We start from the raw sequence: 12,727 nt of genomic DNA on the forward strand, positions 1-12,727 counted from the left end.
TTAGTTTCCGGTGGGTGGGTCTATAAGGATGGAGATGATCTGTTTGGCATCTCCTTCGTGTACGGTGAATTTGTAGCCGGAAATATTGATGAACTCTCCTACATGGGGAATTCGTCCGGTTAGTTCGGATATGTATCCGCCGATGGATTCAACATGTTCTGAATCAAGAGTAAGATTAAGTTTTTCAGATACATCCGTAAGGGGAACCCTGCCGGAGATCAGGTATTTTCCGCTATCAAGTCGTTCAAAGTCAGAAGGTCGGTCGGCATCGTGCTCATCGGAAATGTCACCTACAATTTCTTCGAGTACATCTTCCATGGTGAGCAGTCCGGAAGTCCCGCCGTATTCATCCTGCAGGATTGCCATGTGAACACGTCCGGCCTGAAACTCCTTGAGCAGAGCTCTTACCTTGATGTTTTCAGATACAAAGAACGCCTTACGCATGATTTTATCAAGCGGCATATCGGTGTTGCCCCTCAGCAGGGGAGCAATGATGTCTTTGGCGTGAACAATTCCTATGATTTTGTCTTTCGTTTCCTGATAAACAGGAATTCGTGAATGTCCGTGTTCAATAATCTGTTCGGCAACTTCAGCAAGTCCGCTGTCAATTTCAACGCCGACCATATCAGTGCGGGGAATCATTATTTCACTGGCTTCAGTGTCTCTCATTTCAAGGACGTTAAGCAGCATGGAAACCATTTCTTCCTTGATTTCGCCGTCTTCACTTGCTTCGAGGATGTGCTCTTCAAGAGGGGGATCTGATTTTTTAAAGATATTGACCATTTTGGCCCACAATCGGCCTTCAGAACCGTCGTCCAATTCAATTCTCCTTTTTGGGGTTATTCCATATATTTCGAAAAATAAAACTCAGATTTATTTGTATATCTACTTAGTATGTACTGTCGGTGTCAACTGTCTGTCGATTTTGCAGATATCTGGTTATTCGTTTCCTTCTCTATAAAGCTCCAGATAGAGATTGTAGGTCCAATCATCCATTGCAGGACAGCCGTTCTGGCTTACCATTTCCCATTTGGGCTTCTTGGTCTCCTCGTCAAAGCCCATGAACTGGAATTCAAACGAAAGCCCAAGCTGCGCGTGACTTTGTGCGGGGTCGATAAACAGCCGTCTTATCTTGGCTATGAAGAGATGCCGAACAATACCCTTGTTGCCGAAATCCACAAGACTCAACATTACAAGAAAATTCTGTCCTTTATTCAGCTTGAAACGTGCGGCCCGTTTTGAGTTCATATGGGTCAGTTCAAGGGAGAGTCCTCCGCCGGAAATATCGGCTAGGATTACGTTTGAATCTTTGCCGCCCATGTAACCGGGAGTATATTCACCGTTTGTGGAGATGAACTTAAGGCCGGCGGCCATGCCCTGTTTAGTATCAGGGATTATGTTTACATAGTCATAATGGCGGGTAGGCGGTGAGACTCTCAGAAATTCCCGTTTCTGAGTTTGTTCAATGTGATCGGGAAAGTCCAAGGTCAGATTGTAATACTGTGATCCTTTGGCTTTAACTTCGGTTATGACTGAGTTGAAGTTATAAAAAATGACCATACCCGCCTGCTTGGACGGAATATGAAAAAAACCGTTTACTTCGCGGCCGAGCCAGGACTTTCCGATACTGCCGTTGGAGGGGATCTCCAGTTTAAGATGCCCGTCGATATCTTCAATGGAGCAGGCTATGGTGCGTCTTTTTTCTGATTTTGCATAAAAGCTTAGATCAATCTTTGAACGGTAGACCAGAGCTGTTTCAAATATTTTTTCGAGTTGTTTTTTACCGGTAATCCAGCTTGTTGGAGTCGCGTTAAGTCTCTTTTTCAATTCCCGGTTATTGTACCAGAGAACAGCAGCTGCGATGGCGACAATACCGAAGCCTACAATAATAAGCATGGTAACAGTCTGCTGGGGGAGGCCCGTGTCGCCGAATCCGCGGAGGGTTTTATATAAAAATTCCTGATCTACTGCCATTTGCTTCAGCCTTGTTCAAAATTAAAGCTTTTTTATATTTATACTTTTTTTTTATTAATTTGAAAAGCAAATGCTTTAATATGCAGGCTTAATATTTTAAATCGCTCCGATTTTTTTGAGATGAATTTCAATTGATGAGACTGCTGCCGGGGTAATTCCGGATATTCTGCTGGCCTGTCCCAGAGTTAAAGGGTGGACTTCCGTGAGTTTTTCAACTGCTTCCCGGGTAAGTCCAGAGACTTCTGAGTAATCGATTTCATCTGGAATGCTTACGGATTCCATTCTGCGGAATTTTTCTACCAGCTCCTGCTGACGGACGAGGTAACCTGCGTATTTGATCTGGGTTTCAGCCTCAGCGAGGATATCCTCGGCGAAGTTCTCAATTTCAGGCTTGAAATGGACCATATCCGCAATGGAAAGTTCCGGCTGACGCAGCAGGGCAGCAAGGGTAATACCTTTATTCGGTACTGTTCCGCCGATGCCGGTAATTTTTTCGCGTGTTGGTTTGTCCGGCTTTATCTGTGTGTTGTTAATCAGCTCCAGAGCTTCATCCAGCCCTTTTTTCTTGGCTGAAAACAGCGTCCAGTGATCGTCTTTGACCAGACCCAGCTCACGTCCTATGGCGGTAAGGCGCAGGTCGGCATTGCCTTCGCGCAGCAGCAGGCGGTATTCAGCGCGCGAAGTGAACATACGGTATGGTTCCTGAGTTCCTTTCGTTACAAGATCATCCACCAGCACGGCAATGTAGGCCTGATCACGGGAAAGAAGGAAAGGATCGCGTCCTGTCAGTTTGCAAAAAGCGTTGCAGGCAGCCCAAAGCCCTTGTGCAGCCGCTTCTTCGTAGCCTGACGTTCCATTAATCTGCCCGGCAAGAAACAGTCCCGGAAGCACTTTGGTCTCAAGGGTCGGCAGAAGCTGCGTGGGCGGGACGAAATCATATTCTATTGCGTAGCCCGGACGGACGATCTGGGCCTGTTCGAGACCTTCAATGGAATGAATCATGCGTTTTTGCACGTCCAAAGGAAGGCTGGTGGGGATGCCGCTGGGGTAAACTTCAGGGCTGTCGTAACCTTCAGGCTCAAGGAAAATCTGATGACGGTCTTTTTCTGGGAACCGCGCGACTTTATCTTCAATGGAAGGGCAGTAGCGCGCTCCGGTTCCTTTGATCACACCGGTGAACATGGGCGAGCGTTCAAAGCCGCTGCGGATAGCTTCGTGGGCCTTCTCATTTGTATAAGTTATGTGGCAGCTTACCTGCGGCAGTTTGATTTCTGTAGTACGGAAACTGAATGGCTGAGGAGGATTGTCCCCGAGCTGTTCTTCCAGCCGGTCATAATCAATTGAGTCTTTGAGCAGACGCGGGGTTGTACCGGTTTTCAGCCGTCCCAGTGTCAGTCCTGCTTTTTCCAGACTTTTGGACATGCCTACGGAGGCCGGATCGCCCATGCGTCCGCCGCTGAAATTTTCCAGCCCGATGTGCATCAGTCCCTGCAGGAACGTTCCGGTGGTCAGCATCACCGAGCGGGAATAAAATTTTTCACCGATTTTGGTTACAACTCCGGCTGCCTCACCGTTCTCGATTATCAGGGATTCGGCTATATCCTGCCGGACCCAGAGGTTTTCCTGCGCGAAAATATCTTTTTGGACTACACGCATGTATTCATTGCGGTCCATCTGGGCTCTGCTGGCTCTAACAGCCGGACCTTTACGTGTATTCAGTATGCGGAATTGGATTCCGGCTTTGTCAGCCCAGATTCCCATGTGGCCGCCCAGCGCATCAATCTCTTTGACCATATGGCCCTTGGCAAGCCCTCCAATGGCGGGGTTGCAGGATAAATGTCCGATGCGGTCGACATTTATGGTTAAAAGCAGGGTCTTAAGGCCGAGGTTTGCGGCAGCCATTGCTGCTTCGCAGCCGGCATGACCTGCACCTGCAACGATGAGATCGAATTTACTTGGGGGCGGTTCTTTTCTGATCATGGTTTGCTGTGCCTCGAGCGCCTGAGCATGGAGAAAGACTCGTAAAGTTACCATGCAGGAGTCCGTTCTAAATTGTAACGGGCTAAGCCGTGAGGACTTATTAGATAAAGTTTTTTTGAGAATAAATCTGGGAGATTGAAATTAATAAAATCACAAAATATTGTATGCTTATAAGTTTTTATAAAAATCTAAAAGGCAATCAAGCCCCCGAAGGGGCTTTTATTGGATCACCTAAAATATTTAGAACGGTAGAAGTGCCATTACTTTAGCGTCATTCAGTGTGTTGTTGATAGACCCTTTTTCATTGGGCTGATGAGCCTGATGCAGCAGGGTGGACCAGACAACGGTATGATAGCCGCGTTCGCGCAGATGCTTGGCAACTGTTCCGCCGCCGATTCCGCCCGGTTTTGCTTCTACACCGTAAACTTCGTTTACAGCGAAAATCACTTTTTTCACGATTTCGGAATCAGCAGGAGTAGGCGGTGCTGCCTGACTCTTGTTTTCAACTTCTACAGAAATTTTCACACCGTATTCTTCGGCAACGTAAAGTCCCATGCCTTTGATCTGATCAACAACGTCATCCGGATCGTAGCTGGGCAGAATCCGGCAGTCGATATAGAAAACATCTTTGCCCGGAATGGTGTTGACGTTTTCAACATTGGCTTCCTTCTTGGTCGGCTCAAAGGTGGAGTAAGGCGGAGAGAAGAGTTCGTCTTCTTCGTCATAATGGTATTTGAGCTCGGGAACTTCCATGATCATAGCAGCGGCGGCCACAAGGGAGTTCACACCTTCGTCAGGTGTGGATGCGTGGCACTGTTTGCCTTCTACTGTGACCTTGATCCAGAGAGACGATTTTTCAGCGACTTCAACCAGCTCGGAATTAGGCTCACCGGAATCAGGCACGAGGAACAGGTCGCCTTTTTTGAACAGGTCTTCATGTTCGCGCATTATGTATTCAAGGCCGTAGTGGGAGCCTGTTTCTTCATCGGCTACAAAGATAAGGCCGAGGTTGATGCCCGGGGTCATGTTGGATTCCATGAGAGCTTTGGCTGCTAAAACAGAGCTGACCAATCCCTGATGGTTGTCCTCTACTCCTCGGCCGTAAAGATTATCGCCGTCCTGAACCATTTTGAAAGGATCTGTATTCCAGAGGCTTAAATCGCCGACGGGAACAACATCCATATGGGAGATAATCCATAATGTTCTGGAGCTGTCCTGTCCGGGGATGACGGTAACCAGATTGGGTCTGTATCCACACTCAACACGATCATCCGGGGCATTGTATGATTTTACTTCTCCGAAACCGTTTTCCTTGAGGTATTCGGTGAGGAAGTCAGCTTTTGCCTTTTCGCCTGTTCCGTTGTTGGTGGGACCTATGGCGGGAATGGCAACCAGCTTGGCGTGGAGTTCGAGAGCTGCGTCTTTCATGTCGTCAATTTTTGAAAGAAGCTGAGTGGGCATGTGTGTTTCTCCGGTTATGCTTCATATACAGGTTTGTGAGAAAATATTCGTGATCCAACGTTCCAAAGAGAAGAGCCGGAACAAGTCCGGCTCCCATGATACACGAAATGAATCGGTTGAAAAACATTCGTGAAGAATATTTTTCCGGTAATATGCAGTTAACGACTTGCCTGAAAAGACAGTGTTCGCTTGAAGACAGCATGTAGTCACAAAATGAAAAATCTTGTGAATGGAATTAATGAATAATTCGTTTAATGCCGTACTAGCGACCGCGGGCAGCACGCTTGGATGCTTTAAGCGGGTTAACTTTAACTTTACCTTCTTTGTCAACACCGGCACGCACGTGGGTGGCGAAGTTGCATACGCTGTGAGACCACTTTTTAGCGGGCTGAGCGTAGCTGGGACAATATGTGGAACCTTCAAATTCAACTGCGCGTTCACAACCGTCACATTTATCAATAACGGTTTCCATGATTACGCCTTTGTAAGAAAGACCTTCAGCAGTCATTTCTGCACCTTCGAGTGCGTGTACTCTTGCATTCTTTTTAGCCATGTAGCGCCTCCTGTTTGGCAAGTCGCTTGCGAACAAGCGTTGTTTTATCTTTTAAATATATTTGCGTGGAAAAGCACAAATCCATATGCAGTCTTACCCTATGTTGTCAAGGAAAAAACTGTTTTTGGATTCCAAAAAAAGTGTTTTTTAGCGCTTCTCAAGTCGCCGCAAGGCCCATTCTACGGCCTTTTCAGCTTCCCGGGAAATAGTTTCTACATCCAGAGTAGAAAATTTTCCGTTTTGGTATAGCACCTTCCCGTCACAGACCGTCAGGCAGACATCCTGCCCACCAGCGGAGTAAATTGCATGTGAGAGGGGGTTGTATACAGGCTTAAGGTGCATCTTGTCCATATTTATAACGATGATGTCCGCTTTCATGCCTGTATTAAGTGCTCCGGTGTCCTCAAAACCTAGAAAACGCGCCCCGTTAACGGTCGCCATGTCCAGCACCGTCTGCGCTGGCATGGCTTCCGGATTCTGCAGAAAACCTTTTTGGAGCATGGCTGCCGTGCGCATTTCGTCAAACATATCGAGATTGTTGTTGCTGGCGGCTCCGTCCGTACCTAGACCGCAGTGGATTCCAGCTTCAAGGAGTTTCGTCAGCGGGCAGATACCGGACCCCAACTTGAGGTTGGATTGCGGGTTATGGGCGACCATGGCCCCTGATTCCATTATCCAGCCGATTTCTTCATCCGTTACATCTACGCAGTGATGCAGGCGGGTACGCTCGCGCAGTAGACCGTACTCTTTAAGAATCTCAACCGGCCTTTTTCCGAAAGTGTTCAAAGTAAGTTCTGTCTCAGGTACGGATTCAGCAGCGTGAATCTGCCAGAGCAGGTCCATACGTTCGGCTATTTCCATACTTTCGGCCAATTGGTCCGGGTCGGTAGTGAAAACAGCGTGCGGCGTTATTGCCGTTTTGATTCGAGCATTTTCAGAAAATTGTGCATTCAGATTTTCAATCTCGTCCCATGCATCCTGTGCGGTTTTGAAAAACGGTGAAGGGAATTTGAAGAATCCTTCTCCCAGCACGGCCTTCATTCCTGCCTCATCAACAGCTTTGCCGACCATATCTTCATACATATAGCCGTCAATAAAGGCAGTCGTTCCGCCCGCGATCATTTCGGCGCAACCTATCCTTGCCCCCAGTTCCACCAGATCCTTTGTCAGTCCTGATTCAATGGGAAACATGTAGTTATGCAGCCAGTCAAGCAAGGGTAGATCGTCCGCAACTCCGCGCATGAGGGTCATAGGCACGTGAGTATGCGAATTAATTAATCCAGGCATGATAACGGACTTGCCACAGTCAACAACTTCATCCGCAATCCATCCGGATTCAATCTCGGTCGAGATTCCCACAGCGGAAATATCAGAACCGCTGATGGCAACAGCTCCGCCTTTAATCAGCTTACGATCTTCATCCTGAGTGAGAATGTACGATCCTTTAATGATCAGGTCACATTTGGTCGGTTGCATTTAATTTTTCCGCATGGCGTTTTTTAGACAAATGCGATGTTGTTTAAATCTGTTCGATAGTTTTAATCAACATGGAGGTTACGTTCTCGGCATTGGCTTTGAAAATGGCAAGAATGTCATCCCATGTGACGGGAGCTTCATCAGTTTTCCAGCAGTCATAGTCGGTAGACATGGCAACTGCGGCGTAAGGTATACCGGCCTCGTTGGCGAGAATAGCTTCAGGGGCGGTGGACATGTTGATTATGTCGGCTCCCCATGCACGGAACATATGTGATTCTGCACGGGTTGAAAATCGTGGCCCTTCAATTGTTACCACTGTTCCCTTGTCATGTGCAGTTATCCCGAGTTCGTTGCAGGCGGCGGTCATTTTTGCGCGCAGATCAGCATCAAAGGGTTCAGCCATAGGGGTATGAACCGGGGCGTGCGGAGCAAAAGTCTGGTGAAAAGTAAGCTCGCGTTTGCGGGTGAAGTCGATGAACTGATCGATAATTACCAGATGTCCGCGATCTATTTCCTCACGCAGGGAACCGACGGCGGTAGTGGCTAGAATGCAGTCGCAGCCAAGATCTTTAAGTGCCTGAATGTTGGCCCGGTTGTTCACATAAGTGGGGGGGATGGTGTGCTCGCGCCCGTGCCGTCCTATTATATGTACTTCTTTTCCGGAAATTTTACCGGATTTGATGGGAGAGCTGGGGGCGCCCCATATATTTTTGACTTCGGAATCTTTTGCGTCTTTAAGAATGTCGGGGTTATCAAGTCCGCTGCCGCCGATTATGCCGATTACTGCCATGTCTGTTTCCTTATCTACAGAGGTGAAAAAGAAAAACTCCTGCCGTAATCAATGATCGGGCAGGAGTTTTGATTTGTCTTTTTTAAAGCTGGATCAGGCTGCTGATATCAACGCCGCTTAGCTTGTTTTTCCCGTCGAGGAAGCTGAGCTCGGCAATGAAACCCATAGCTGAGACATTGCCGCCGGCTTTTTCAATCAGTTTTACCATTCCTTCAGCTGTGCCGCCGGTTGCAAGAACATCGTCGATAAGCAGGATGTTTTCGTCCTTTTCGACTGCGTCGATGTGCATGCTCAGGTTATCGGTTCCGTACTCAAGGTCATAGCTAACGGAGATGGTTTCGTAGGGTAGTTTGCCCGGTTTACGAATAGGAACAAAGCCGATACCCAATTTGCTGGCCAGCGGAGCACCGAAAATAAAGCCGCGTGCCTCGGCAGCTGCAATTTTATCTATTTTGTAATCAGCAAATCGTTCCGCTAATTGATCAATGGTATATTGAAAAGCTTTAGGCTCAGCCAGAAGCGGGGTAATGTCAAAGTAAACGATCCCTTCCTTGGGGAAGTCGGGTACATCGCGGATATAGTCCCTCAGGTTCATGAAATTCCTCCATCGGATTTATTTATATAAATTTCAAGTAAGTACTTTTGTGTGCTTTGTCAAAGGTGGAGAACCTGATTATTTATCCGCATCCGTTCATGCTGAGCGATTTCTATCCTGCGTAAATTAAAAGCGAATTTCGCAGAGCATTCCTTTTGGTGTTTCAGTTAGTGAACTGTCGACCGTCTGCGCGGGGGTACCGCCTCCGGCACCTCCACTGCCGCCGCCTCCGGCACCTTTTTTCTCATTTAAAATTTGCATCAGCATTCCTTGATATTGTTCAAGTTCCTGCTCTTTCATTTTTATCGCTTTTTCGTTCTGCTCAGGGTTTTTCCGCAGTTCTTTGAGCTCTTTTTCCACCTTTTTAATTTTTTCCTTAATCATTTCTTCTACTTGATAGTCTTCAGATGCCTCCTGTGCGACTTCTTTTGATGATTTTCCTGCTGCCTCATTTGATTTTTGCAGTCCTTCGGCAGAGATAGTCACATTGTCCTTATCTTTAAATTCTATATTTTTTTCATCTGAGTTTTCATTCTCAACTTCTTTTTTTATTGTGTTCATTTTAAAGGTTGAGTTGGCAATTGACTCTGCTTCCACTGCGCCTATTTTAAGGTCGAATCCCATATTCACCTCTTTGGTTAACGTGTGTGTGGGTTAGTTGTTATATCGACCATAAGCACGATATCTTTATGCTCTATTATAATTTTTATACTTATTCGGATGTAAAAAAAATCCCCCGCTTAGATACTCCTAAGGGGGGATTTAAAGTCATTCTTTTTTGAATTTTCTAAGTAAGCGAGTTGCTCATGCCCTGAGCGCGGGTTCCGCCTTTACTGCTGGTTCCAGATGCTTCAGCCTGTTGTCCCTGTAATTCCATCAACTGTCCCTGCAATTGCATCAATTCATTCTGCTTTGCGGAAATCATTTCTTTGTTGCCCTCGGGATCCTGCTTCAGTTGTTCGAGCTCTTTCTTGATCTTCTCTATCTGTTCCTGAATGCGTTTGATCTGTTCTTCAACACTATTGCTTGATTCAGATCCGCCTCCAGCAGATTCGGCAGCAACGCCTCCCTGCATGGCCGCAAGTTTGTCCTGTCCAGCCTGAGAGATGGAAACTGTGTCTCCGTCATTTTTGCCCATGGTCAGTCTGGTTGATTTTTCCTCAATTTCTTCCACTGGAGCACTCTTAGCAGTTGAAGCTGCATATGATTGCGGTGTTCCGGCATCAATACGAAAATCAAAACTCATATAGCTATCCTCTTTTTAGAGTTATTTGCGAAATTATGCCCTTTGTATCGACGTACGTAATGAGAACTTTAGGGGGAGTGAATACTTTTTTTTATTGTCCCAAAAAAAGTTCACGTGTATTTCGTCGAGAAAATAGGCGGGGCAGAATGCAAATTCGTACAACCAAGTGCTTGCACAACATGCCCTGCGAAAGATAAGGACTTGTTTTCAGCAAATAATATTAAGCGGAGTTTTTGTGCAGAATAAACACAGAGCCAAGAAAAGCCTCGGGCAGAATTTTCTGCAGGATGCCAATATTGCGCGTAAGATAGTAGATAGTCTTAAAATCAATGAGAGCGATTCCGTGATCGAAATCGGTCCGGGTCAAGGTGCTTTGACCAAGTTTATCCTCGAGGCCGGGCCGGAAAGTCTGACCCTGGTGGAAAAGGACCGTGACCTTGCCCCTGCGTTGGCAGCAAAATATCCCGAAGCAGACGTCAAACTTGAGGATGCCCTTAAATTTGACTGGGCAGGGCTTGATAAAGATAAACAATGGAAAATAGTCGGGAATCTGCCATACAACGTCGCTTCCAAAATTATGTGGGACATTGCGGCCCGCAGTAACGCCACCTGCGTGTTTATGGTTCAGCATGAAGTCGGCATGAGAATTACTTCCGGGCCCGGCTCTAAAAAATACGGAGCCATAAGTGTCTGGGTTCAGAGTTTTTGTAAAACGGACTACCTTTTCCAGGTTCCTCCCACTGTTTTTAAGCCAAAACCCAAAGTTGACTCCGCGGTGATAAAATTTTTTCCATTACCGGAAGAAGAAAAACCCAGTGATATTGAGGGGCTTGCCAAGCTGGTTAAATACTGTTTTCAGTACAGGCGCAAGCAACTTGGTAAGATATTGAAATCATTCATTTCTGATGCTGTGCTGGAATGGGCTGAACAGGAGGGTGTTTCGCTTAAAGATCGGCCTGAAGCCTTGTCCCCATTGCAATTTCAGAGTCTCTATAAATGTGTTAAAAACGATTTTCCCTCTTGACTTGTTGGCTAAAATTTTGTTTTAGATTTTCTTCAAGGTCGTTTGAACTGGCGGTTTCACTTAATTGCTAAAAAAAGTGATGCAGGGGGCTTGTTCTAAACGAGCCTGAATGTTAGCACGGTTGACTGCTGATCAGGAGTGTCCGTCAGCATTTTATGAACCCAACTCTCGCTTATGGCGAGGTTAATGGCAGGTACGATAACGTGCCAAAATAATCATTTTCCCGTTTCAAGGAGGAAGGACTGATGACTAAAGCAGAACTCGTTGTTAAGATTGCTGAAAAAGCAGGAATGACCAAAGCTGATGCAGAACGTTGCTTGAACTATTTTCTGGATACAGTAGAGGAAACCCTCGTAAATGAAGGTAAACTGACCCTTACAGGCTTCGGTACATTTCAGGTTGACGAACGTAAAGAGCGCGTTGGCCGCAATCCCCGCACTGGTGATGAAATCAAGATCCCCGCTTGCAAAGTTGTGAAGTTCCGCCCCGGTAAGCTTCTGAAAGACGCTGTAAAGTAGTTAAGGAGATTTAAATTATGTTGCATGGTGAAACTGTTCAAAGTCCTCTCCCGATGGATCTTCCCTGGTGGCAGCCTGATCATTTTATTTTCTTCGGTGTCCTGTACGTTGTTATCGGTATTCTCGGTGCCGGTATGGCTTACTGTGCTGTAAAGGCATGGATGGATTCCAAAAAAGACACCGCCGTCCACTAGATCTGGTTTTTACGTAAAATTTCGTTCAGCATCCGCAAGAGCGGGTGCTGAACTTTTTTATGTGTATATCTCTTGACTCTATGAGTATTTTAGGGTTAAAGAATATCTCTTCCGCACAATTCTTTGTGCGAGATTAATTCAGGGGGGTGATTTGATTGCCCGGTGTATATCTCGAAGATTCTGATAACTTTGAAATAGCTCTTCGCCGCTTTAAGAAGCAGGTTGAAAAAGCTGGAGTTCTTTCCGAACTCAAAAAGCGTCAGCACTATGAAAAGCCCAGCGTACAGCGTAAAAAGAAAAAAGCTGCTGCCCGCAAAAGGCTCATCAAAAAAATGCGTAAAATGTCAATGGGTTAATATATGAGTCTCATTGAGCAGATTGATAAAGACTACATTGCGGCCTACAAGGCCAAAGATGATGTTAAGAAGACAGTCTTGAGGCACCTTAAGACTGCCATCAAAAATCGTATTGTTGATGTGAAAGGGGATACCCTTTCCGATGACGACGTACTTGATCTCGTAGCAAAGCAGATCAAGCAGCGTAAGGATTCCATTGAGCAGTATACTACTGCAGGACGTCCTGAGCTGGCCGAGATTGAAGCTGTTGAAATCGAGGCCCTGTCCGGCTACATGCCGGAGCAGCTTTCCGAAGAGGAAGTTGCCGCCGCTGTCGATAAAGCAATTGCCGATCTCGGTGCATCATCAATGCAGGATATGGGCAAGGTGATGAAATCCATCACTGAAGTCTATAAAGGGCAGGTTGACGGAAAGGTTGTAAGCAGCCTTGTTCGTGACCGTCTCTCCTGATATCAGCTTAAGCTGGATTTTAACGGCAGGCCCCGGATTCTTTCCGGGGCTGTTTGCCGTTTTTTGCGTATTAGTATCCCCGGTTAATCGGGATGCGTGATCTAACACTT

At 46.5% G+C, this 12,727-nt stretch carries 14 protein-coding genes and 1 pseudogene; 5 read left to right on the forward strand and 10 right to left on the reverse strand.

Going from position 1 to position 12,727, the window contains the following annotated elements; genetic code table 11:
* The 10 genes from ACKU35_RS11860 to ACKU35_RS11905 all read right to left on the reverse strand — a co-directional run bounded on the left by ACKU35_RS11860 (position 1) and on the right by ACKU35_RS11905 (position 10,075).
* The gene (locus ACKU35_RS11860) at positions 1-819 is read right to left on the reverse strand and encodes a hemolysin family protein (RefSeq protein ID WP_319759431.1); all 819 of its coding nucleotides are present in this window, start codon (positions 817-819) and stop codon (positions 1-3) included.
* Positions 820-939: 120 nt separating this feature from the next.
* On the reverse strand, positions 940-1,974 hold the full coding sequence (locus ACKU35_RS11865) for a hypothetical protein (protein WP_319759432.1): 1,035 nt from the start codon (positions 1,972-1,974) through the stop codon (positions 940-942).
* Positions 1,975-2,070: 96 nt separating this feature from the next.
* The gene (gene mnmG / locus ACKU35_RS11870) at positions 2,071-3,954 is read right to left on the reverse strand and encodes a tRNA uridine-5-carboxymethylaminomethyl(34) synthesis enzyme MnmG (protein WP_319765399.1); all 1,884 of its coding nucleotides are present in this window, start codon (positions 3,952-3,954) and stop codon (positions 2,071-2,073) included.
* 240 nt (positions 3,955-4,194) lie between these two features.
* Positions 4,195-5,415, reverse strand: a complete 1,221-nt coding sequence (locus tag ACKU35_RS11875) for a M20 family metallo-hydrolase (protein ID WP_319759433.1) — start codon at positions 5,413-5,415, stop codon at positions 4,195-4,197.
* 262 nt (positions 5,416-5,677) lie between these two features.
* Entirely contained in the window at positions 5,678-5,968 is a 291-nt protein-coding gene (locus ACKU35_RS11880) for a PxxKW family cysteine-rich protein (RefSeq protein ID WP_319759434.1), read from the reverse strand.
* Between the two features lie 147 nt (positions 5,969-6,115).
* Positions 6,116-7,444, reverse strand: coding sequence for an amidohydrolase (locus tag ACKU35_RS11885; protein ID WP_319759435.1), 1,329 nt, complete (start codon positions 7,442-7,444; stop codon positions 6,116-6,118).
* Positions 7,445-7,487: 43 nt separating this feature from the next.
* A complete protein-coding gene (gene mtnP / locus ACKU35_RS11890; protein WP_319759436.1) occupies positions 7,488-8,234 on the reverse strand; it encodes an S-methyl-5'-thioadenosine phosphorylase in 747 nt (248 codons plus the stop codon).
* Positions 8,235-8,316: 82 nt separating this feature from the next.
* Entirely contained in the window at positions 8,317-8,829 is a 513-nt protein-coding gene (locus tag ACKU35_RS11895) for an adenine phosphoribosyltransferase (RefSeq protein WP_319759437.1), read from the reverse strand.
* 126 nt (positions 8,830-8,955) lie between these two features.
* On the reverse strand, positions 8,956-9,453 hold the full coding sequence (locus ACKU35_RS11900; RefSeq protein ID WP_319759438.1) for a hypothetical protein: 498 nt from the start codon (positions 9,451-9,453) through the stop codon (positions 8,956-8,958).
* 163 nt (positions 9,454-9,616) lie between these two features.
* Positions 9,617-10,075 carry a FlxA-like family protein gene (locus ACKU35_RS11905; protein ID WP_319759439.1) on the reverse strand — a complete coding sequence of 153 codons (459 nt, stop codon included), beginning with the start codon at positions 10,073-10,075 and terminating at the stop codon, positions 9,617-9,619.
* A gap of 235 nt (positions 10,076-10,310) precedes the next feature.
* Between ACKU35_RS11905 and rsmA the strand changes: the two genes are divergently transcribed.
* The 5 genes and pseudogenes from rsmA (at position 10,311) to ACKU35_RS11930 (ending at position 12,617) form a co-directional block, all read left to right on the forward strand.
* A complete protein-coding gene (rsmA, locus tag ACKU35_RS11910; RefSeq protein WP_319759440.1) occupies positions 10,311-11,099 on the forward strand; it encodes a 16S rRNA (adenine(1518)-N(6)/adenine(1519)-N(6))-dimethyltransferase RsmA in 789 nt (262 codons plus the stop codon).
* Positions 11,100-11,335: 236 nt separating this feature from the next.
* Positions 11,336-11,617, forward strand: a pseudogene (locus tag ACKU35_RS11915) (HU family DNA-binding protein); the annotation flags it as partial.
* 17 nt (positions 11,618-11,634) lie between these two features.
* Complete coding sequence (locus tag ACKU35_RS11920; RefSeq protein ID WP_319759441.1) at positions 11,635-11,811, forward strand: hypothetical protein; 177 nt, start codon at positions 11,635-11,637, stop codon at positions 11,809-11,811.
* A gap of 155 nt (positions 11,812-11,966) precedes the next feature.
* On the forward strand, positions 11,967-12,167 hold the full coding sequence (gene rpsU, locus ACKU35_RS11925; protein ID WP_015336888.1) for a 30S ribosomal protein S21: 201 nt from the start codon (positions 11,967-11,969) through the stop codon (positions 12,165-12,167).
* Between the two features lie 3 nt (positions 12,168-12,170).
* Complete coding sequence (locus ACKU35_RS11930; RefSeq protein ID WP_319759442.1) at positions 12,171-12,617, forward strand: GatB/YqeY domain-containing protein; 447 nt, start codon at positions 12,171-12,173, stop codon at positions 12,615-12,617.
* Positions 12,618-12,727: the final 110 nt, after the last annotated feature.

Source organism: Maridesulfovibrio sp. (genome assembly GCF_963676065.1).
GTDB lineage: Bacteria > Desulfobacterota > Desulfovibrionia > Desulfovibrionales > Desulfovibrionaceae > Maridesulfovibrio.